This is a genomic window from Enterococcus sp. LJL51 (genome assembly GCF_054871795.1).
Genome location: NZ_JBTXLW010000004.1, coordinates 220339 through 243736 on the forward strand (window position 1 = coordinate 220339; position 23398 = coordinate 243736).

Here is a 23398-nt window from a genome sequence, read left to right on the forward strand (position 1 = left end):
TTAACGGCTGGCTCATACGATTAACACATTCCCCATTTCAAAAAATGAGCTTTTTAGATTTCCTGCCGTTTAAAAGCAACAATAGTCAGAAGCAGCCCTGCAATGGCAGTTGTACTCACTGACAGCCAAGCTATCCATAACTCGCTTCCGCTTAAATCAATGGCTGTTAGAGAAAATGCCGCAGACCAAGGAATAATGACTGGCCAGCTTCCCGGCAGGCTGACTCCTATTACAGTCAATACAGCCAGCAAGATGCCAACCAAAATGGTGGGGTAGAAGAGCTGTCTCTGTCGAACGCCTATCCAGCCTAGCGGTAGTAAAACGAATGCGATAGTCACCGTAGAAATCAGAAACTTGATTGAAATGTCTGCAAAGCTTAAATCCTGCAGATCAAAAATTTGGCGATAGCCCAGATAAACTACAATAAAGGTAAAGAGATATATTAAGCAGTGCAGCAGGAGCCAGACAATCAGTTTAGCGACAATAATTTTTGTCCGCGGCACTCCTGTAACTAGGAGATTTTTAATGGTTCGATCACTATATTCCCGATGAATCAAGTAACCCAGAACCATTGAGCTGAGAAAGAATATGACTAGGAAATTACTAATCCTCAACATCTCAATCAGCCAGTCTTCTTGATTGATTCGTTCAACTCCGGATGGAAAGGCCACATCTTTTAGTACAGCCAGCAATGTAAATAGGAAGCTGCTGCTGAGACAGACAATAATCAGCGAGTTGCGTTTCAGCTTTAGGAACTCTGTTTTAATGGCTGAGAGCATGCGAATCACCTCCTAAAAGCTGATTGAAATATTCTTCGAGATGGAAGGTTTGATGAGACAATTCAGAGACAGCAATTCCACTTTCTACAAAGATTTTAGTAATTGCAGCCGGATTGATTTCTGCTGCATAGATATGCAGATAATTTTTTCCAGACACCTCGTAATCATGAATGTCCAACCGTTCTTCCAACAAGAACGCTGCTTGTTTTAAATCATTGACTCTAACTTTCAAAAAATCTCTTCGGCTGCTTTTAAGCTCCTCTAAACTGATCTCTTTCACTAAGCGTCCCTTATTCAGGACACCAATCGTATCAGCCATTTGTTCAATTTCAGAAAGAATATGACTGGAAATCAAGATAGTGGTCTTATATTTCTGATTTAGAAATATGAGCATCTCTCTAATCTCCCTGATACCTATCGGATCCAAACCGTTAATCGGCTCGTCCAATATCAAAAGCTCTGGCTCATGGAGTAGGGCTGCCGCAATTCCCAGCCGCTGCTTCATCCCCAGTGAAAAGTGCTGAAACTTCTTTTTCCCGGTTTGATCCAAACGGACATTTCTCAACGTCGTTTCAATAGCACCCTTTTGTGCGACGCCTCTCATTTCAGCAAAAATTTTCAAGTTTTCATAGGCAGTTAAATTTCCGTAAAAGGCTGGCTCTTCAAGCAAGGAACCGGAACGGGTATAGATTTCTCTGTTGTGATGGTTCAACAATTCATCCATAAATACGATAGTTCCAGATGTTTTTCGCTGCAGACCAAGAATCAGCTTCATCAAAGTTGTTTTTCCTGCCCCATTGGGTCCTAATAAACCATAAATTTTTCCAATCGGCAGATGTAGATCCACATGATCTAAAATGAGCTGATTATTTATTTGCTTTGTCAGGTTTTTGGTTTGAAGCATCCATTTGCTCATAATTCTTGCTCCTTTCCTGTTAATTCAAGCATAGCACCTAAATCTTACAGACCTCTTACTCAAATCATAATAAATACTGATTTTAGCTATCTGTATTACCTGAATCCTTGGAAAGGCAAACCTCAAACAAGCTGCCTAAGCCTGCTTCACTAACAGCTTTGATGTCTCCATTCATCCGACTAACCAGCTCCTTAGTAATCGCCAGTCCCAAACCAGAGCTGGAGGCTGAACGAGCCGGATCACATTTATAAAGCTTTTGAAAAATAAACGGTAAATCCTTGGAGGAAATTCCAATACCATTGTCTTGAACGCCCAAATAAACAGTCTTTTCATCTTCTTTTAAATACAGATGCAGCGCTGTAGCCTGACTATGCATTAGGCAATTCTTTAACAGGTTTTCCATTACACGCGTATATGCCAGCTCATCCAGCGACAGATAGACGGCCTCTTCAGGAATATCGATTTGATAGTTTATTTCAGCTTTTTCAAACAAGGGAATCCACTGGGCAGCGATTTCTCTGGTTAGCTCGCCCAAATCAAAAGGTTTTCGTTCTTCCAGCTCAACCGGCGTCTCTTTACTGTCCTCTAGTTTAAACCATAAAAAAATCTGATCTGTCAGCCGCTGCATCTGCTGAGCTTTTTTTAGAATTAAGGGCAGATACTCATTCATCAGCTTTTGCTCATCCAAATATCCTCCTTCCAACGCTTCCAGATAGCCAATCAAAGAAGTCAGCGGTGTTCGAATATCATGGGAAAGATGACTTAAAAAGCTTTTTTGAGACTGTTCAATCTGTTCCAGCTCATAGATCCGCTCATTTTTTTGTGCATTCAATTGATTAATTGAGAAAGCTATATCGGCTAGCTGTTCATTTTCAGCCAGAATAATTTTCTGTTGAGAACTTTTTTCACTGGCTAAATTCGCCAATACACGATTAATTTGTTCCAGCTGCTGGTTCATTTTCCGACGATAGGCTGCAAGATACAGGAGACAACCTACCCCAAGAATCACACCAGCGGCCGCAAGATACATTGTCATATTGGTCAGCTCCCCTCTGGTTTGAACCGGTAGCCAACACCCCAAACCGTTTCTATATACTGTTTATTCTCTGCTTCCTGATTGATTTTTTGGCGAATTCGGCTAATACAGGTCATTACTGTATTATCAGATTCTAAATATTCTTCCTGCCAGACCTGCTGATACAGCTGCTGCTTCGTAAAAACCTGTTCAGGATACTGCAGGAAAAAATGCAGCAGCTTGTATTCAAATTCTGTCAGCTCTAATACACTTTCATTTAATCGAATACGGTGGAATTTGGGCTCAACCTTAAATGCGCCAACTTCCAGCACCTGCGCTGCTGTCTGGCTGTTATTATTAAACTGAGTCGAACGGCGAATTTGAGATTCTACACGGGCAACTAGCTCATGAATACTAAATGGCTTGGTTAAATAATCATCTGCACCCAGCCGAAGACCAGAGACCTTATCTGACTCATGCTCTTTAGCTGTCAGCATTAAAATTGGCACTACACTTTTTTTTCTTATCTCCCTCAATACATCAAAGCCGCTTAGCTTAGGCAGCATTACATCTAGAATAATCAAGGAAAAGTCTTTTTCTTCGGCAAGCGCCAAGCCTGTTTCTCCATCAGCAGCAGAAGTTACCTGATAGCCCTCCGCCTCTAAGCACTGCTCCAATAACCGACATAGCTCACGATCATCATCAATAATTAATATCTTCATTCCAATCCCCCTTACATTGACTAAGACCTAGCTTAAAATTCCACTAAAATCTCTAAAAATACATTTATTTCCTTAATAGTTTCCAAGCAATCCCTAGCTAAAGCTTCTATATACAAAAGCTATCTGTTAAATCGTTTCTAAAAAGGTGATCCTATCATTTTTATCTTCTTAAATACATCTCTTGACTCCATCATAAGAAAAATTAGTCTTTATCACAACAGGCAAAAGACTGAACTTAAGGAGAAACTATTTTATTTCACTATTTTCTGTTCATCTATCCTAGAGAATACGGCATCTATAATCCTAGAGAAATCAACTTTCATAATAGAGGAGCTTCCCTTTTATTTTTGATTGTATTAATTATACTTCTCATTCCATCCTCTGGTTTCTTGATACTTGAAGTTTGGTAGAAATCCCTGCCGATAGCTTCCCAGTACAACTAAAAAAGGAGACTTCTGCTCTCAGAACTCCCCATTGCTAAAATACTATTCATTCGTGTTTACTAGTCTCGTTATTCTATCTTTTTTCATTCTAAAAAAAGATTGCTGCCATTTTTTCTACAAAGCGATCCCGTTGTTCTTTTACCATAAAATCACAGCCAAGCTCCAGACGACTCTGATGTCTTCTTAGAAAAGCTGTCTGCAATACAGTAATGATGATAAAAACAGAAGAATCCATCTTACCATTTTCTGATACAACAGCCGCTAGTTGTTTGATGTTTTCAGCAGTAGCATCCATTTCCTGTGGATTTTTCATGTTTTCTAAAATAGCAATTTCTGAAACTGCTGGATTTTCAAACAAGCTATCTGCAAACTCTTGCCCCCAAAGAACGATACTATCGAAATCTCCAACAGGTAAATTAGCGAATGTAAATTTTTCGCGCTGTTTTTCAGCAAGCCGCTGCAGCCCAATCTCTATTAGCTGGTTTTTTGTTTTAAAGTAATAATTTATGGCCCCTACTGCAACGTTGGCCCGTTCAGCTATCATTCTTGTTGTCACTGTTTTAATATTTCCATCGGATTCCTGAATAAGTGCTATGGCACTTGAAATAATTCGTTCTATTACATCTTCATGAATAGTCATAAGAACCTCCAAAATAGCTGCCTTTTTTCAAACTATCAGCACACAGCTTCATAATTTTTTCAATTTTATTTTCCAGTATTGTCGTTTGTCACACAGGTCTTTTTACGACTTGCTTTCTGAATGCCCTACTTCAGCGGCTAAGCGAATCGGTACCATAATTTCCAATTGACTGTATCCCATGACCTCTGCTGCCTCAGGCGGAGTTGTCACTGTGCAGAGATCGTAATGGTTTTCCCGTTCGTCTAAAACAAACGTTTTACTGTCTACAATATATTGTCTAATTTCACCAAAAACCCGCTGCTCATCTTCAAAGCTATCCGCTTTAGCCAAAGCACAGGCATACAAACCGCCTTCCAGTTCAGTTATTTCCCACGGAGAGACATCCTGCTCAAAATCATCAGGAACGGCATAGTACCAAATCATTGCGTCCTGCTCACGGCCATACATTAAATAGTCTCTGGTATACCATCTATCTTTTCTTTTTTTGTCAAGGGCACTCCAAAAAGAGTCAAAGGCTTCCAGCTTACCTCCTCGCTGAAAAGGTTCTTCATTATATGCGTACCCAGTTGTGACTGCTTTACTCTTAGGCAGTCGAATAATTCTAATTGCTTCCATTCTGCTCATCCTTCTAAAGAAAATTAGTTGAACACCGTTTTGAACGTTGTTCAAAAACAAGTATATGCTACCAGAGATAACCTGTCAATCCAATCCAAAAATCAATTAAAAAGGAAAATACTCACTAATAGATTAATACTTTTTAGCTCTTGTACTTCTAGATACATATAGAAAAAACGCTCATGTCTTGCCTCTTTAGTGTGAGAACAATGCAGTGAGCGTAAAGCTGCTGTATAATTTTTCGATTACGGCGGGTTATCAAATTTCTTCCTGTCTCAACTAATTTTACTTGTAGTTTTTTTCGGGTTTAACGGCACAGTTCAATGAAGGCTTCAAAGTTCGTTTGCTTTGATAATTTCCTAACAAAGCTGCCCTCGTCCAAGATTTTAACCAGCTGACTAAACAGCTCTTCAAAAGAAGTGTCCCGTTCCTCTTTCAGCGCCAGAAGCAGCACTAGTCGGACTCGATTACCACCCCAGTCAATCGGCTTGTCCAGACAGCAGACAGTTACCGCATTTTTCAGCGCACTTCGTTGAATCGCATGGGGAATGGCATAATAATTTCCATAGGAGGTACTGGAAAGCTGTTCACGGCTTAAAACCCGCTCTTCATAGTCTGCTTCGCAGTAACCTAGATTCGTCAGATTCCGACATAAAAAACGAATGACTTCTTCTCTGGTTTTGAAACTCTGAGCAGGAAAAAACAGCTCTTCTTTGAAAAACTTATGTAAAATTGACTCAGAATCCTGCAGCTCATCTAACCGCAGCTGAATTTTTTTTACATCTTCATCACTAAAAAAGGTCCCATACTGATAGACAGGAAGCTTTTTTGGCAAAGTCAGCTCCTCTGTCGTCACTACTAAATCAACATCTTCCATCTCCGCTGTTTCCAAATCGAACACCGAAGATAATTCTAGTAGTTCAATTGAATATTTCGTCATTTTTTTCAGCTTATTCCGCACTAATCTGCGGCTAGCTGCACCATACGGACAAATCAGCAACAGCTTCCTTTTTTTCCCATAACTGATATTTTCCGAAGCCGAAAGAAAATGCAAAGCAATGTAGGCAATCTCATCATCAGGAAAGGTAACATCCAGTGTCTTTTGAATAAATGCTGCTGCGTAAACACTCACATTATAGATGAAAGGAAACTTGTTTTTCATCTCTTCTGTCAATGGATTTGTCAGATATTGTTTTTGAACAGACCGCTTATACAAAGCAGATAAGTGAGTCACTAAATAGTCTTTCATCCGCTCATCAGCAGAAAAATCAATATGAAAATTGAAGGCAACACTCTCTAATAATTGTTGAACAATCTCAGTAAACTGGTGTTCATTTGTCTGCTCTGCCAAAATAAATTTGCCTGAATACAACCGGGCGATATAATACATCTCCTGAGGCGGAATTGTGATTGCCATTTTCTTTTGCAGCTCCTGAGCAAACTGCTCTGCCAGCAGCCGGCTTTTCTCATCGCTTTGCCGCAGCCGATCCGCCTGCACATAGCTTCCTTTACTGATTCTTTCAATTAATACAGCTACATGTAGAATGAATGAAATAGTTGAAAAATCGTTCATAGAAAAGTGATTCTCTTTGTGATAGGTGATAATCAATCTGGATAATGCCTTTAAATCACAAAATTCAAAGTAGTCCGCGTATTTATCTAGACTTAACTTATGATTTTCAATTTCCTGATTAAGAAATATATTAAAAATCTGTCGCTTTTGCTCCTCTTCGCCTTCAATCAATAATTGATTATGCCTACGCACAATACACAGCGTTTCATCTCTTTCGGCAATCACTCGATTGAGGGCTTTAATCATCCGGTCAAGAGTAGACTCACTCATATAAAATTCATCCGCCAGCTCGTAAAAATCTGTTTTCTGAGCATCAATGATTCGATTAAGAACCTCAAACTGAAGGTTTTGAGGCTCCGCTTCTGTTAAAAGCTTATCCAGCTGATGATTGACATCATTTAAAAAGTAGCCTTTGCCGGCCTTTGACTCAATAACCGGCGGCTGAAAAGCCGTATTGATTTGCCTGATATCATTTCGAACTGTTTTTGAGGAAACACCTAAGGCTTTTGAAAGGCTGTCAGCTGTCAGCATTGTCTGATGTTCTTTTAACTGTTGCAGCAGTTCACTTTGTCTCTTAGAAATAGTCATTCAGCTTCCCCCAGTCTGTTTTTTAAGTATAGCATTTACTACCATAAAATAACACATATTCTAAAGATGATTCAATATCTAAAAATGATTCCCTTTAAATTTATTTGACAGAAAAGCATGTTTTTTATAAATAAATTTTATTTTATATAACAAAGAAGAAGGTCAGAATTACTCTAACCTTTCTTCAACGAATCCTCGTCTATCCTTCCGCTTCAACCGATTTCTCTGTGGACTCAGCTTCCAGCGTAACCAGATTTTTTTCATAAATCTTAAGAAACGGATAATACATTAGACCATTCAGTATAATTAATACGAAGACCAAAACGACAGCTCGCCAATCCAAGGTTGATAAAAATGCTCCTATAGGCGCCGGCATCTGCCACGAGAATACTGCGAATGTTTTACCAACAATTCCCCATGACATACACAGATACGTAACTATGCCATTAAAAACAGAAGTAAAAATGAACGGGAAAAAGAAAATTGGATTCAACATCAGCGGAGTCCCAAAGATAATCGGCTCTGAAATACCGAAAATTGAAGGTAGAAACCCGATTTTCCCAACTGTACTCAGCTGCTTGGATTTTGAACGAATCATCAGCAATGACAATGCCAGTACGGAGCCGGAGCCGCCAATAATAACAAAATACGTCCAAAATGGAGTTGTAAAAATATGAGATAAATCTGTGCCTGCCATCTTTTCTGCTGCATTGATTGAAAGGTTGCCATCGCGGATAGGTCCTAAAATCCCTGCTAAAGCGGCATCATGAATTCCAAAGAACCAGAACAGATGAATCAGGAAGATAATTAGAATAGTAAACGGCAAACTGTCAGCCGCTTTAAAGCTCGGTGCCATAATATCATATAAAAACTTAACAGCTGTTGTTTCCATCGAATGAAAGATGATAAAAATCAACGAGAAAAAACTCAATAAAATAAGTCCCGGCACCAGTGCTGCAAAGGTTTCCGACAATGAAGCAGGTACGCTATCCGGCATTTTAATTCTGCCAATATTTTTCTTGCGCATCCAATGATAGCCCTCTACTGTGACGATTGCGACAAAGATGGACAGCAGGATTCCCCGCCCATCAAGAAAGCTGATTTCTACTTCCTTACCGTCCCATCCCAGCTTCAGCGGCTCAAGCACCAGCATCAGAAAGCCAGCAATCGCAAACATCATTGGACGTAAAATATCTTCCTTATAATGACGGCAGAGATAATAGGTAATGCCCACACAGATAAACAGAGACATAGCGCTTAAGGTAACGCCGCTAATCCAGTTCAGCACCATACTATTTTTTTCAGCAAAGTCTGCCCATGCCAGTATAAACCCATTGGTTGTATCTTCAGTCACTGGAGCCGCTTTCAAGATAATCGGAATAGAGCCGAATAATGTAATCGGCAGCATGGACATAAAGGCATCTCTGGTTGCTTTTAAATGGCGTTGCTGGCTTAGCTTATTGGCTAAAGGTGATATATATCGATCCATTTTTTCACTTACTGTACTAAATCCCATCGTTTTATCCTCCTATTAGTTTCTGGATATCTTCATAGACACCTTTTCCGTCCATCATGCCGTATTTAACTGGTGAAATTGCCTGAACTGGTACATCCACGGCTGCTTCAATCTGAGGCATTAAAAAGCGAATCTGCGGACCAATTAGAACTAGGTCAATGTCTGTCAAGTAGTCTTTATACTCCGATTCACTATAGGCACTGACGGAAACGGTGTTGCCAGAGGCTGCTTCTATTTTTTTGGCAAGGATGCCTGTTGACATCCCTGCATTACAAACTAACATAATCTTTTTCATTTCATTCCACTCCCTAGTCAAATTCTCTGCGGCTGATTAGTTTCCCTTGGCTTTCAATCACTTCTTTAAACCAATAATAAGAGGCTTTTGGCTTTCTCTCCTGCTGCTTTTCAAAATCTACAGCAACAATCCCATACCGTTTCTCTACACCATTTTTCCACGAATACAAATCAAATGGCGCCCACGCATAATACCCTCTAACGTCACAGCCTTTATCTATAGCGTTCATAATCGCATTGATATGATCGTTCATAAAAGCAATTCGATAGTCATCGTTGACTCGTTCTACTGTGACATCTTCTCTTACGCCAATCCCATTTTCCGTTACATATAACGGCAGTTTATAGCGGCTGTAAGCTTCAATCAGACCATCTTCCAATCCTTTAGGATAAATTTCCGTATCCCATTCCGTAGTTTCATTGTTCGGGTCTTTTACCTGCTCAAACCAGTTTTTGATTAAAACCTTGCTTTCGCCTTTTTTCCCTGTATGATTAAACCTAAGCTGTGTTTCGCCGCCAGTATAAGGTTTTACCAAGGTTCTCGAATAGTAGTTCAAACCAATAAAGTCGACAGTATTTTCTTTAATAATCTTCAACTCGTCTGCTTTCATGAAGCTAATATCGTGATTTCTGGCAAGCTCTGAAACCAAATCAATAGGAAATTCTCCCAATGCTGCGGTATCCAGTATCCAGTTATTACAATAATTATCGGCATAACGCATCGCTACCTTTGTTTCAATGGTCTCATCAACACCGTTTACAGGCGTATAGCTGTGAACGATGCCAATTCTACCTGGATAGCCGCCTTCTCTAAAGGCTTTCACTCCTAAAGCACTAGCGTACATTACATTATAAGCTGCTGTCATCGTTTTTTGAGTATCTTGATAACCTGGCGGATAATTACCGATTTTATAGCCGTTGACTACAAACCATTTCGGTTCGTTAAAGGTCGTCCAGTTTACAATCTTATCACCAAAGCTTTCATAGCAGACCTTTGCATAATGGGCAAATGCTTCACAGACATCGTGGTTCAGCCAGCCGCCCGTTTCTTCCCAATACTGAGGTAAATCCCAATGATACAACGTTACGAAAGGTTCAATCCCATATTTTTTACAAGCATCCAGTACACGATGATAAAATTCAATTCCCTTCGGATTTATTTCTCCTTCACGATTCTTGATAATTCTAGGCCATGCCAATGAAAAGCGATAAGAATTTTGTCCGCCTTCCTTCATCATGCGAATATCTTCCTCATAACGGTGATAGTGGTCACTGGCAACATCTCCGTTTTCCATATTTTCCTCATGAAGGTAATAATCCCACATTGATTCTGCCTTTTCATCCACATTCCAAGCACCTTCACACTGATAAGAAGCCGTTGCGCCGCCCCACAAAAAGTTTTTATCCATTCTCTACTGTCTCCTTCCATTTATATAGTTCACCTAATTCGCCAATCATATCCACAGCAATATCTGTGGCTGATAAATGCCCTTCTGCATGAACCAGCAACAAATCCACATCCTTCATTCTGTCTTCTGAAGACAGCTTCCGCAGCAGCTCCGCATGGGCCTTATGAGCCAATTTAATTTCTGCTTTTGCTTCAGCATACTTATTATCAAATAATTCATGATTGTTTTGCTTTACTTCTATTAACGCTTCATAGGCACTGCTTTTCGCATTACCTGCATGTAGGATAATTGCCATCGAGTCCAATTCTGTACTCACTTCATTCATTTCCTGCATCGCCAAACCTCCTTGTTGTTCTATACTTACTATAAAACGTTTTCAATTCAACTTAAATTTTTTGTTTTCCACTTTGGAAGTGGAAAAAAGCAGAAATCATCTCTGATTTCCACTTTTGATTGTGGCAACTGTCATTTTCTAAGTATTCAATTCGCAAAAAGCAAGCTTGAATCATAAACGCTTATTCCTAATAATTTCAACGGCTACTCCTAATTCGAGGATTGAAGCGAAACAAGAGTCACAACATAGAAGCCGGTTATTCGAAATTAGTACAAAGAAAGAGTTTAGGCATTTAATTATCGCCTAAACTCTTTCCCTTATGTTTTCAAATCGAATGCTTCATCAATCGATTGATATGAACGCCCAGATACACAATTTCTTCATCTGGGATGGTGGTTTTATAAACCTTTTCAATGTATTCCTTGACCTTCGTCGCATTTTCCATCGCTGAAGGATAAAGAATCCACATTTGCCGATAAAGCTCCTCTTCCCCATCATCCAACAGCTTATCTGAATAGTATCTTTCTACAAAGAAACGGACATGGGTAATGAAGCGCGTGTAATGGACGGATTCTGTATCAATATCCTGCTGCAGCGAATAGCGAACCATGTTAACAATTCCGCCAATCATTTTAGCATATTTGAAGCCGTCGCCATGCTCGCTGTCCTCTGACTGAGCGTTAATTAAATGGAAGGCTATATTACTCGCTTCTTCCTTCGGCAGTTCAATCTGATACTTTTCATTCAGCAAACTCAAGGCGCTTTGTCCAACCTGAAACTCTTTAGGATAATAGCTTTTAATTTCCCAATATAATCGGTTGACAATGTTCAGCCCTTCCTGCGCCCGTTCTACTGCAAAATTCAAGTGATCGGTTAACGTCAGATAAATCGTTGAATTGAGCTTTCTGCCCAGCTCTTTTTCAGCTTGAGCAACAATATCCCGTGTCATTTCAAAAAACTCAAGGGGAATCTCTGCAACCAAATCCAAAATCTGAGCCGATTTCTTCTCTTCAAGAGGTAGAAAAATCTTATCCACCTGTTCCCCGGAAATTTCTTCTCCAGGCTTTTTTCCATAGCCGATGCCCTTACCAAGAGCAATCATTTCCTGACCATTTTCTTCAACGAGAACAACACTGGAATTCAATACCTTTTTTATTGATTTCACTTGTTTTCCTCCGTATCTCTTTATTCTTTAGCCAACGAGGCACCATTTGTTGCAATTACTTCTTTGTACCAGTCGAAAGAGTCTTTTTTCAGCCGCTCATACGTTCCGTTGCCTTCATCATCTGCATCTACATAAATAAAACCGTAGCGTTTTGTCATCTGTGAAGTTCCGGCACTCACCAAATCAATCGGTCCCCAGCTAGTGTAGCCAATCAAATCTACACCTTCATCGATGGCTTCCTTCATTTGGCGGAAGTGGGCTTTAAAGTAGTCAATCCGGTAGGGATCATGAATTTTTCCATCTTCTACCCGATCAACAGCTCCCATACCATTTTCCACAATCATCAGAGGAACATTGTAGCGGTCATATAATTCAATCAGGGCTATTTTTAGTCCCTTCGGATCGATCTGCCAGCCCCAGTCTGTAGACGGCAGATAGGGATTTTTCACACCTAAAACAGTATTTCCCGGCGTCCGCTCTGCGTTTGGATTTCCAGATTCAGCCATCGACATATAGTAGCTGAATGAAACAAAATCAACCGTGTGCCCCTTAAGGATTTGTTCATCTTCTGCTGCCATTTTAATGGTTATTCCACGTTTTTTCAAATCCTGTTTAATCATACGTGGATATTCCCCTTTCACTTGAACATCCGCATAAAAATTATTTTCCAAGTTTTTCTTGAGTGTCAGCTCGACATCAATCGGTGCGCACGTCAGCGGATAGGTCATCAGCTTTGTCAGCATACATCCTACCTGACAGCCCGGAATTTTTTCATGGGCAATTTTTGTAACCAGCGCACTCGCCACAAATTGATGATGAAGCGCCTGATAAACATCCTGTTCCAGCTCGCCTTCCTTACTTTTATCCGGAACGACTCCTGCAGTTGTAAACGGATGGCGGTGAATACTGTCAATTTCGTTAAAGGTCAGCCAGTATTTAACGTATTTTCCAAAGCGTTCAAAACAAACTGTTGAAAAACGGACAAAATCATCAATTACCTTACGTGCTACCCAGCCATTATACTTCAAGCTAAGTGCTAAAGGCATCTCATAGTGGGATAAAGTGACAATGGGCTCAATGTTCAGACGTTTCATTTCCTTGAAGACTTTTTCATAAAACAAAACCCCTTCTTCATTTGGTTCCTGTTCCTCCCCAGTTGGAAATAAACGCGTCCAGGCAATTGATAAACGCAATGTTTTGAAGCCCATCTCTGCAAACAAAGCTAGATCTTCCTGGTAATGATGGTAAAAATCAATCCCTCTACGCTTAGGATACCATTTATCAGTTTGATCAGCTGCCGCTTCGTTTATTGCTTCTGTTGAAATGTGCATATGAGCTGCATAATCTTTGTTGTCTACATGAGGCTTGTAGGAAGCAATATCTGCTACCGATAGGCCTTTGCCGCCGACATTCCAAGCACCTTCTACCTGATTAGCAGCAATTGCGCCGCCCCATAAAAAATCTTTAGGGAATTCATTTGTCATTGTATTCTTCTCCTCTACTGATGAACATCATTTATTTTTTATCAAATCTATTGGCTTTTTTATTTATACCAGCTGTGTCACTGCTAAGATATCTGAATCATTAGTCACTGTTTCTTCAACATTAAAAGAAGTAATAGTAAACTTATCTTTGTTGGTTACTACACAGATAATCGTTGGATCAAAGCCTGCTGCCTGTATCATTTCCAAATCGAATTCCACAAGCTTTTGTCCACGTTTCACCAGATCGCCGGTTTTGACCAGTGCCTTGAAGCCTTTTCCTTCTAAACGAACTGTATCCAGCCCGATATGAAATAACAGCTCTGCTCCGTTACTTGTCTTTAGACCAATCGCATGATTGGTCTCAAAAACCATCGTAATTTCCCCATCTTCAGGTGCTGTTAAGATACCTTCTTCCGGAATAATTCCTACACCTTCACCAACCATACCGCTAGAAAAAACCTCATCCTTTACTTCAGACAGCGAAATTACTTTACCGACTGCCGGACTTGAGATAACGGCACTGGCCAACTCGCCGTCAAAGAAATTTTCTTTTTTGCTTTCTGTCTCACCAGCTTCAACCTTATCTTTATATAAAAACAGAACTAAGATAAAGGCTGCTACAAAAGAAAGCCCCAGCGCTGCGAAGGCAAACGTCAAATTCATTGGATTGTTTTTATCCGCAAACATCGTGATACTCGCAATTCCCGGTCCGACTAATGCGAAAGCTTTAATTGCTGTGATGCCGGCAAAGGCTCCGCCGATTAAACTAGAAGCCATAACTCCATATAAGACACGCTTGTTTAAAATGGTTACACCATATAATGCAGGCTCTGTGATTCCAAACAAGGCAGAAATCCCTGCAGAAACAGCCGTAGAGCGTAACTTTTTATCCTTGGTTTTAATACTTACCGCAAAACAGGCCCCGGATTCCGCAATGTTGTGCGCAAGAGAAGCAGGCAGATATAAAAGCTCCGCACCCAGTTCACTCATAGAAGAAACCGCATAAGGAATCATTGCTTTATGCATACCAGTTACTACCATCAATGGCAGGACTGCTGCCAGCAGCCCTGTAGCCACCCAGCCAAACTGTTCGTACATCATAATAATTACGGAAGAGAATGCTGTACCGACATTATAGCCCAGAGGTCCTAAAATCAGTAAAGCAATTGGTACGGTAATCACCAGACTCATCATCGGTACGAAGAAAATCCGAATCGGTTTTGGAGAGAATCGAGTAAATAGCTTCTCCATTTGCGCATAAAACAAAACGGTTAAGATGGCTGGAAATACTTGAGAAGCATAGGCAATATTTTCAATATTAAAGGAGAACAAGTTTGCCCCTTCTGCGAGCATTGCCGTCATATCCGGCAGAAGCAATGCACCCACTGCGGAAACGGCAACTAATTGATTGACCTTTAGCTTATTCGCTGTTGTCATCGCTACCAATATCGGCAGGAAGTATAGCGGCGCACCGCCAATCAGATTTAATATCTGGTAGGTTTGACTTTGGTCACTCATTATACCTGATAGAGAAGCCAGCAGTAGTAGTGATTTCAGCACCCCGCCGCCTGCAATTGCTGGAACCAGCGGCTGGAAGATTGAAATAACAAAATCCAGAACAATTGAACCAATTTTCTGCTGTTTTTTTGCTGGGCTGCCTTCTAAGCTCATTTCTCCCAATAGACCTCTGACCTCATCATAGACCTCTACCACATCATTTCCGATAATAACCTGACACTGAACGTTTTGTCTAACCCCCATCACGCCAGCCACTTTTTCAAGCTGTTCTTTTTGAACCTTGCTGTCATCTTTTAAAGTAAAGCGCAGCCGTGTCGAGCAATGCTCCAGATGGGAAACATTTTCTTTTCCGCCAATTAAGGACACAATCTCTGCTGCTGTCTGTTTATAATTCATTTGATTATCCTCTTTTCTTTTTTCAATCTACATAATTGTATTCTGTTGGCCTTACAAAATACAAAAACAGGCAAGAACTAAATAAATCGACATTTTCTATATACCACGTACAAAGTATATAAAAGATAACAACTTATTTAGGTCCTGCCTGCATTACCAGTCACATGCCTGTTTAATTAACGTCAGTTTAGCACAAATAAATGTAAACGTAAACATTTATTTTAAATTTCTTCAAATTTTCCTAGCGACAATAAAAAACTGCCTTATCAAACAAGCTAATTGCATTCTCCAACACTGTCTATAGATTTGGTATTCAACTTTCTAAGCTTCTCGCTTCTTTATAAAAGAGGATGGAGAAACAACTTAACATCATCCCGTTCTCTAAGCTTCAAACAGTCAGTAAAACAACAGCCGATACTATTAAACAATTTCTTCTGACCTGTTTAGCTTGATTCTTATTCTTTATTGAACGGATTGCTCATACATTTTACGGACAATTGCCTTCTTTCTAGTTGCTATTGGAATTTGAACGCCATTTCTCATAATTAACTCACTGAAATTTTTGGAAATACTGAATATTCCCCGACTATTTACTAAAAAACTGCGATGGCAGCGAATAAAATGATCTTTTAGATCCTGTTCAAGAATATTCAGTGTTTTATGATAGATTTGGTATTCCTGATTGTCTGTGCTATGGAGAGTAATAATATGCGACTTATTTGTTGATAAATACAGAATATCTGAAAACAAGAAATTAACAAAGCCATTGTTTGTACTCAATTGAATGCCAGAGTCACTGGCGTTAGCAACAAGCTCGGCACGATCCTCCACCACCTTTAAACACTTTCTTATTCGACTGGAAATATCTATATTGGGTGACTTTACTATAAAATCTAAGGCGCTAACCATGTACTGGAAGGTTAAATAGGTAAGCTCAGAGTGAACCGTAATAAAAATAATCACTCCTACTGGATCAAATGTTCTTATTTCTTGTGCTAGCTCTAACCCATTATTAATTTTTTCTCCTTTATGTAAATCAATATCTAAAAAATAAACATTTAATTCATTTCTCCGATCAATTCTGCTGAGGAGTTCCTCTGCTGAATCTGTTGAGTATGCTAAAGACATCATTGATTTCGAAAATAGAATATGGGAGAGAACTGCTTTTTCAATTACTTCCCTTTGCTTAGGGGAATCTTCACATATATATACTTTAATGGGCATTCGTTTCGCCTTCTTTCTTTACTTTGAATAGTTGAAAAATCTGATCATCTTTTTTTTCAGTCAAAAAAAAGACCCGTTTTTCATATTTAATCAATATCTCCCGCACAATTGACAGGCCCAATCCATGATAGCCGCCTTTAGTCGTAGTACCTTCTGCTATAATACTTAAGGCTTTTTGATTTACGGTCGTATTTGCAATGATAAAAATGATGGAGGTTCCATCATCTACAATAGACATCCTTACTGTTGGCTTCGGATGTTCTATTGCAGATTCCAATGCATTATCCAATAAAATCCCTAAAATTCTGACTAAGTCCAACATTTCCATATTTACACCATGAAGCTCTTTATTTATTTCCAAATCAAATACAGTGTGTTCTTCCATCGCCCGCATCATTTTCGTATAGATGAGTGCTTTCAGCTCTGGGATATGGAGATTTTTTATTTTGCTCATCTCTGCAAAAAACTTATATTCATCTTCATTGACACTAGAGATTTTTTCAAAGTAGCGTTTTAATTCCCCATTTTCTGTTTCTTCATAGATGTAGCTTCCCAATGAAATTAGCATATTGGTAAAATCATGTTGCCTTTGCCGAACCTTAGTAGTCAAACTTTCAACTGTCTGAACATATTCCAGCAATTCTTCCTCCCGCTGCTGCTGAACGGCCAGCTGCTGCTGTACATAAATATTTCGGAAAAATAGCAGCAGCACCGCGCTAATAGCAATGATAAAAAGACCAGGTAAAATCCACGAATACGACAACTCGTATTTAAAAGGATTTTGAACAACAACCGCATCTGGTGCAATCAAAAGAAAGAGCTTTCTTTCAAAGAAAAAAACAGAAACAAAAATATGCGTTGTTCCATCTGGAAATCGGCAAATTGATACGATTTCGAGAAGACTAAAAAAAACTGCTACAAAGAAATAACTAACTCCTAAAATCAAAAGGTTGCACCCTGATTTCTTTCTTAAAAAAAAATAAATTTTACTTACCAAAGGGAGCATTAATAACGCTGATAATATATATATGTTCAATATTTTATCGGAAAACAAAAGCAACTCATCGAACTGAACTAAAAATAGATAAATAAAACGATAAATGGAAAGTATGAACATGGAAAATAGACTAGATAAAAACATACCTAGCAGAAATTCCAAATCATTTTTCCATAAAACAAAATACACAATTGTAAATGCTATAGACTGAACAAAAATAATCATGAAACCATGAATAAATAGAACGTCCAAATGGTTTTGATAAATCAAAAAACCATATACAGCAGAGAAAAGCGCACTTGCCAGCATCACACTAATACAAATAAAAGTGGAGATTTTCTCTTTAAATAAGTATCTTACTGTTAAAATATGCAATAAACTGAAGGGTAGAAATTGTACAATAAAGAGGAACGCTACTTCTAAATACGACATGTTGCCAATCAAAAAATAGACCATTTCTATCTTATCCTTTTCTTATTGAATGTTTTCTTCCTTATTTTATCACGACTTACTTAGTAGAAGTCTTCTAATTTAAAATTTGTCTCAACATTCATTCCTATCCTTTATTACAAAAATAACAGTAGTCTATTCAGAAGTGATTATCAATTCTGTTTATGTGAAAACCAAGACTAGGCTGCGGCTGCTTTTGGCACCAGCTGCCAGTCTTGGCAAATGAGTAGTTTTTTGTTACTGAAGCAACGCTGTAGTCTGATTCTGGATATCTAGATAAAGAATAACCACACAACCAACTGCTGCAACCGCTAGAAGTAAAAACAGCCAGTTTGGTACAAGATAATTACGCTTCAACCGCATTTTCCGCATAAAATCCATATCTTTCACATAGAATAACAGAAACAAGACGACTGACAATAATGCTATACTACCAAAAATATACACCCAATAAATTGTCTCCATAATCCCTCCCTCTTTCTTTTCTATCAATAAACACACAAGAAACACAAATGAAACACACTAATTTTAAATGCCCTTTACGGCACAGCATCTAATGTCCAGGTTAGCAGCCCAGAATATTCATAACCGGCTTTCCCACTGACATTTTCCGGAACAGACAAAGTTATATTGTGGAAGGGGATCCGTATATTCCATGTGCCAGCACCATTATTTATATCAGCGGTTGAGAGAGAACGGCTTTCCCCACCGGCTATGAAGCTTAGCTCTTTTAAGTATGCAGGAGCTGATGTATCCGTGTCTGGAATGACGGTGATTTTTTCTACTCCTGCACTGTCTTTTTCAACTTTTTCAAGGGACATCTCCTTAAAGGTTAGCACTGGGTGTTTACCGCTCGTTTCAAGCGGTTGACCGCTACTGTTTTTTAGCTGGCTCAATTTGCCTGATACCTGCCATGCAGTGCGGTTGCTGCCTTGGTTAGAATCATAAACCTGTAGATAGAACCCATCTGTTTTATCTTGAGCATCATAGTCCTGCTCCGAGAGATTGTAGGCTTTAGCAGCTTTCTCAGATTGATTGTTGCGACCAAAATCCAATCTATCGGGTACCTTAATCAACCTCAGTTCTTCCAAAATACTGGATTTAATCGTAACTGCTGCCGAGCAATCTTTTCGCGTATAATTATCTCCAGATGAACCGAAAGTAAATTTCACTTCGTCACCAGGATTACCACTGCCCACCCTAGTAACGATTTTGATTACCGCTACATTATCATTATTAACCTTTTTGTTTAACTCACTTACACTGGTTCCCCAGACACCACCGCCCAATGGCAAGTGGACACCGTTAATATCAATGCGAACCCCATATTTATATTCAGGGTCTGGATAGGCTGTTTCAAGGGTATGATTGACTATCCCGGCTGTATTATTGCGGCTACTGAAAAATCTTGGTTTCCTCAACAGATGATCGTTTTCTCCTTTTAGCGTCACAGTCCAAGTAACCGTGTCGCCTACTTCCACTTCTGTTTTATCTGGAATAATACTCAATACCGCTTCATTCGCTAAATCATAAGGAACGTCAGGATAGATAATCCGACCGTCAATGTACACATTACTCAGCTGACCTGCTCCTGTACTGAATGAAGTGTATTCAAAACCAACCAGTGTGCTATCGTTGTACAAATCATACTGATCATCCCGAATTCTGACAATTGGTGTCCCGGCTTTTAATTCTGGGAACAGATGATCCAGTGAATGCCAGGTGCCAAACGGTCCTTTATTGATACTCAATGCTGCTAGGTTTCTCTCTGTATTTAAAATATCCAGTTCGATTCCTCTAAAAAGACTGTCATCAATAATTGTCATAGTGCCGCCATGCTGGGGTATTCGAATAATCTGACTTCTCATCAATATAATGCTCAATGCTGGTAAATTTTCAATTGGCCGAACATCCCCAATATAATTAGAATCAGCATAAAGGGTCTTTAGACTGCTAAAAAGATAGTTTCCATCCTTCATTTTTCCTAAATGAGCAAATCCCGCAGAAGTCACCTCATTGTAATCGAATTGCAGGTTGGTTAGAGTGCTGGGTAAAAACTGCATATTAGCATCATCAATCAAATTACAATTTGCCAAAAATATTTCTAGTTTATTCATGTTTTCCAAGCCTTCCAGACTTGACAACAAGCGTCCCTCCGCGTGGCTAGTCATAGAACTAGTCAGTGGGGTTATGCCTTGTTCATTAATATAAAGCTCCTTTAATGAATCTTTACTATCCTGCAAGCCCATATCAGCAAAGCTTTTATAGTAATTATTACTTAATCGAACTTCTTCTAATGACACACACCCTTTTAGAGGTCCTTTTGTATCAGATAGATTATTAGAATACGCATACAAGGATTTCAATTTGGCTGGCACTTCTAAACCTTCCAGCGAGACAAGACGATTGTTGGAGCAACGCAGTTCTTCCAAGCTAGTTGGGTTTAAATCGGTGATATCTTTCAACAAACCAACGACATAGTTTGATACATATGCGTTTACTTGAAAATCATTGGTTGTTCGTGCACCGCCAGTTTGCTGTGAACAATCAAGCTTTCTCAACTTATCTAATTGATTCAATCCCTTTAGATCCGACAGAAGATTAAACTCCATGTACAGCTCTTCCAACGCCAGACAATCTGCTAAAGGCTTCAATGTAGAAACTCGATTTCGAGTAGCATTTACATAGGTTAGTTCGCTATGACCGCTTAAACCGTTGAGGCTTTCAATTGCCTGATTAGCAACATTTACTTGTTTAAGTGATGGACAGCTCTTCAATGCATCAAGTGCATGCTCTCCCTGTAGTCCTCTCACACGATACATTTCAGTATGCGTATCAGTTTCAAATATCAGTTTTTCCTCTACGCTTAAAGACTTATCATTAACAAGTGCTGGCGGGAAGATATATTCCTGTCTTCTTCCGCTATAAGAAGGTCCACCAACACACGTTACTTCTTTCAATGCTTTATAATTTTCTAAACCATCCAGACTTTTTAATCCTGGGTGTCCGCCAAGATTCAAAGTTTCCAGTGTATCAGCACAATTCAATCCTTTCAATGATTGCAATCCATGTCCATCATAAGATGGCTCAGACTCCCCGTGCGCTACTCTTGTTGGACCTGCATCATCATCATATTTGGAAAAAATTATTGTTTTCAACTTTGTACTATCTTCTAAACCAGTAAAATCTTTTATACCATCCATTTGATTCGCATAGTAGTCAGCGTATCTTGAAACAACAAGTGTTTCAAGGTTGGTTGTTCCCTGTAGTCCAGTTAAGTCGCTCAAATTATTATGACTAAGCGTTACTTCTTTAAGTGTCGTCATATTTTTCAATTCGTCAATATTCGTTAATGCTCCCTCATTGACTTTGAAAACTTCCAATTTTAATTTATTAAATCCTGCAGGCAAAGAGGTGAAGCTGTCTTCGACTATTCTTCCGCCTGTCAAATCAAATGTCTTTATGTTTAAAGCATACTGGATACCTTCAAGAGTAGTGATGCTCTTACCAGCTGTTCGAGTAAAATAAAAACTTGTCATTAGCTCCATCTGTTCCCGAGTAACTGTGTTTGACGGACCATTGTCTACCAAATTAAGATGGTTATAATAGTTTAAACGCCAGATAATTTCCTCTCGCAAGACATCGTCAGGAATAGTAACATACTCATCGGCTCGAGTCTGAGGTTTTCCACTTTGGCCGCTGGCCTGAGTAGGCTGCATCTCATCAAGCACTTTCTCCGTTTCAGCTTCCATATCCAGCTCTGTCGCCGCTGCTTTAGTATTTTCTATAAGGAAACTGAAAGCTGTTAATACAAGAAGCAGAAATGCTTTAATTAAAAAATGGTTAACCTTTTTCATAAAGCCTGCCCCTCCTCTTCTTTATGCGCTGCTAGTATCATTACCCATAAAACCAACACTAGCCCAGAAAGGATAAAAGCTACATTCAGACGTTCATTCGTTTTAGGGAAGTAGTTCAATCCGTTGTATTTTTTAGGAATGTTGCTGGAGGGCAGCTGTGTACTGCTTGAATCTTCGACTGCAGTTTCAACTGTTTTTGTATTGAAGCCAATTCCTGCTTCCGTCTCGCCGCTGTCAACTGACTCCCCGAGAGCTGTCAGCGGATGAATCATGAGGCAAAGGCTCGATAACAAAATAAACATCAGTAAGACTGACTGCTTTACTATGACTTTCATCGCCTTCCTCCGTTTCCTGCTTATTTCTTTTTCTTTCGTCTAATTTTATTTTTTTTCTTGATTTTCTTTCGTCGATACGGCAAATAGCTGCCTGTTCCAACCAACGAAACGGTCAATACAATTGCCATTGGTGAAACCCATGAAGGTGTTATTATTTTGTCAATCGTTTCATCATTCAGCGAAGCTGCCTGTTCACCAGTCACTAGGAAATCTTCTTCCCATGTCCATTCTTTTTCATCATTTTTCAGTGTGAGCTGAAGGGTGTAATTCCCTGCTGTCACGTTATCAATCCCCATTGGCACTTCATAAGTAAAGCGGCTATTAGGAGCAACTGCCAAGTCTTTTCCTGTCGTCTTATATAAGACTTTGGTAGAACCTTTTTTCATTATTTCCGCTTTCAGTTCAAGCCCTTCAATGATTTTCGGCTGATCATTTTGTAATGTTACACCAATAACTTTACTGCCGTTTGAAAGAATAACCTCTGTTTTTTTTAGATTTAGATTACCACCAGCATTATATTGCGCCGCATCTTCTGTCAGAACAATTCCAATTGTGTAGCCTGTCTGAACTGTAAGACCTGATTTTTTTTTCTCTTCACCTTCCGGAACACCTAAAATACGAAAGGCTCCTGCTTTAATTCCAGTGAAAGCATCCTGGGGAGGCGCAATATCAAACTGGACTGTCTTTTCTTCAAAATTCTCTACAGTTATTTCTCGATAAGACTCTGGTACTGTGACAACTTCTGAAATGGGAGACTGTAAGCTCTCATCCAGCTCTGGTTCATCTATGCCGTATTCAATTGAACCTTCTGCTGAAGTTACTGCATCATTCACATGAATCCTTACCGTTCGGGCTTCCTCCCTAGTACTAATCACTCTTAACTGAATGCTCTGTTGTTGTCCAGGTTCTACTTTTAAAAAATAGAATCCTTTAGAGCTGTCAACTTGATTATTCGGCAGCACTGGTTTTACAGTGAAGCCAATAGCTTCTTTATTTTGACCAGATTGATCTGTAGCTTCTGCAATAATTGCAGAAGGCAGTAGAATGATACCAATCAGAACAACAAGCAATAGCTGCATTATCTTCTTTTTTATCAAGCTAAAAACCTCCGTAAATCCAGCAAAGGGG

The 23398-nt window shown here is 39.4% G+C and carries 20 protein-coding genes; all 20 read right to left on the reverse strand.

All coding sequences use genetic code 11. The features are described 5' to 3' along the window. Positions 1 to 53: 53 nt before the first annotated feature. The 20 genes from ACYSNQ_RS06355 to ACYSNQ_RS06450 all read right to left on the reverse strand — a co-directional run bounded on the left by ACYSNQ_RS06355 (position 54) and on the right by ACYSNQ_RS06450 (position 23367). Positions 54 to 779: an ABC transporter permease gene (locus ACYSNQ_RS06355; protein ID WP_426082031.1), complete on the reverse strand. Its 726-nt coding sequence runs from the start codon at positions 777 to 779 to the stop codon at positions 54 to 56. Continuing rightward, complete coding sequence (locus ACYSNQ_RS06360) at positions 763 to 1695, reverse strand: ABC transporter ATP-binding protein (RefSeq protein ID WP_426082032.1); 933 nt, start codon at positions 1693 to 1695, stop codon at positions 763 to 765. The genes ACYSNQ_RS06355 and ACYSNQ_RS06360 overlap by 17 nt, the downstream gene beginning before the upstream one ends. 82 nt (positions 1696 to 1777) lie before the next feature. Further along, positions 1778 to 2731 (reverse strand): sensor histidine kinase, encoded by a 954-nt coding sequence (locus tag ACYSNQ_RS06365; RefSeq protein WP_426082033.1) that lies wholly within the window; start codon positions 2729 to 2731, stop codon positions 1778 to 1780. Positions 2732 to 2736: 5 nt separating this feature from the next. Then, positions 2737 to 3432 carry a response regulator transcription factor gene (locus ACYSNQ_RS06370; RefSeq protein ID WP_426082034.1) on the reverse strand — a complete coding sequence of 232 codons (696 nt, stop codon included), beginning with the start codon at positions 3430 to 3432 and terminating at the stop codon, positions 2737 to 2739. A gap of 531 nt (positions 3433 to 3963) precedes the next feature. Next, complete coding sequence (locus ACYSNQ_RS06375) at positions 3964 to 4515, reverse strand: TetR/AcrR family transcriptional regulator (RefSeq protein ID WP_426082035.1); 552 nt, start codon at positions 4513 to 4515, stop codon at positions 3964 to 3966. A gap of 102 nt (positions 4516 to 4617) precedes the next feature. After that, on the reverse strand, positions 4618 to 5130 hold the full coding sequence (locus ACYSNQ_RS06380; RefSeq protein WP_426082036.1) for a hypothetical protein: 513 nt from the start codon (positions 5128 to 5130) through the stop codon (positions 4618 to 4620). Positions 5131 to 5437: 307 nt separating this feature from the next. Next, positions 5438 to 7291: a BglG family transcription antiterminator gene (locus tag ACYSNQ_RS06385; RefSeq protein WP_426082037.1), complete on the reverse strand. Its 1854-nt coding sequence runs from the start codon at positions 7289 to 7291 to the stop codon at positions 5438 to 5440. A gap of 199 nt (positions 7292 to 7490) precedes the next feature. Beyond that, positions 7491 to 8807 (reverse strand): PTS sugar transporter subunit IIC, encoded by a 1317-nt coding sequence (locus ACYSNQ_RS06390; RefSeq protein ID WP_426082038.1) that lies wholly within the window; start codon positions 8805 to 8807, stop codon positions 7491 to 7493. A gap of 4 nt (positions 8808 to 8811) precedes the next feature. After that, a complete protein-coding gene (locus tag ACYSNQ_RS06395; protein ID WP_426082039.1) occupies positions 8812 to 9102 on the reverse strand; it encodes a PTS sugar transporter subunit IIB in 291 nt (96 codons plus the stop codon). Positions 9103 to 9115: 13 nt separating this feature from the next. Next, a complete protein-coding gene (locus ACYSNQ_RS06400; RefSeq protein WP_426082040.1) occupies positions 9116 to 10510 on the reverse strand; it encodes a glycoside hydrolase family 1 protein in 1395 nt (464 codons plus the stop codon). Beyond that, positions 10503 to 10844: a PTS lactose/cellobiose transporter subunit IIA gene (locus ACYSNQ_RS06405; RefSeq protein WP_426082041.1), complete on the reverse strand. Its 342-nt coding sequence runs from the start codon at positions 10842 to 10844 to the stop codon at positions 10503 to 10505. The genes ACYSNQ_RS06400 and ACYSNQ_RS06405 overlap by 8 nt, the downstream gene beginning before the upstream one ends. A gap of 325 nt (positions 10845 to 11169) precedes the next feature. Further along, a complete protein-coding gene (licT, locus tag ACYSNQ_RS06410; protein ID WP_426082042.1) occupies positions 11170 to 12009 on the reverse strand; it encodes a BglG family transcription antiterminator LicT in 840 nt (279 codons plus the stop codon). 20 nt (positions 12010 to 12029) lie between these two features. Continuing rightward, positions 12030 to 13493, reverse strand: a complete 1464-nt coding sequence (locus ACYSNQ_RS06415) for a glycoside hydrolase family 1 protein (RefSeq protein WP_426082043.1) — start codon at positions 13491 to 13493, stop codon at positions 12030 to 12032. Between the two features lie 63 nt (positions 13494 to 13556). Beyond that, a complete protein-coding gene (locus tag ACYSNQ_RS06420; protein ID WP_426082044.1) occupies positions 13557 to 15407 on the reverse strand; it encodes a beta-glucoside-specific PTS transporter subunit IIABC in 1851 nt (616 codons plus the stop codon). 462 nt (positions 15408 to 15869) lie between these two features. Further along, entirely contained in the window at positions 15870 to 16631 is a 762-nt protein-coding gene (locus tag ACYSNQ_RS06425) for a LytR/AlgR family response regulator transcription factor (RefSeq protein WP_426082045.1), read from the reverse strand. Next, entirely contained in the window at positions 16621 to 17577 is a 957-nt protein-coding gene (locus ACYSNQ_RS06430; protein WP_426082046.1) for a sensor histidine kinase, read from the reverse strand. Before ACYSNQ_RS06430 ends, ACYSNQ_RS06425 begins: the two co-directional genes overlap by 11 nt. A gap of 738 nt (positions 17578 to 18315) precedes the next feature. Then, positions 18316 to 18543 carry a hypothetical protein gene (locus ACYSNQ_RS06435; protein WP_426082047.1) on the reverse strand — a complete coding sequence of 76 codons (228 nt, stop codon included), beginning with the start codon at positions 18541 to 18543 and terminating at the stop codon, positions 18316 to 18318. Positions 18544 to 18617: 74 nt separating this feature from the next. Then, positions 18618 to 21935, reverse strand: a complete 3318-nt coding sequence (locus ACYSNQ_RS06440) for a WxL domain-containing protein (protein ID WP_426082048.1) — start codon at positions 21933 to 21935, stop codon at positions 18618 to 18620. Continuing rightward, positions 21932 to 22270, reverse strand: a complete 339-nt coding sequence (locus ACYSNQ_RS06445) for a hypothetical protein (protein WP_426082049.1) — start codon at positions 22268 to 22270, stop codon at positions 21932 to 21934. Before ACYSNQ_RS06445 ends, ACYSNQ_RS06440 begins: the two co-directional genes overlap by 4 nt. A gap of 20 nt (positions 22271 to 22290) precedes the next feature. Then, positions 22291 to 23367 (reverse strand): DUF916 and DUF3324 domain-containing protein, encoded by a 1077-nt coding sequence (locus ACYSNQ_RS06450; protein WP_426082050.1) that lies wholly within the window; start codon positions 23365 to 23367, stop codon positions 22291 to 22293. Between the last annotated feature and the right edge of the window lie 31 nt (positions 23368 to 23398).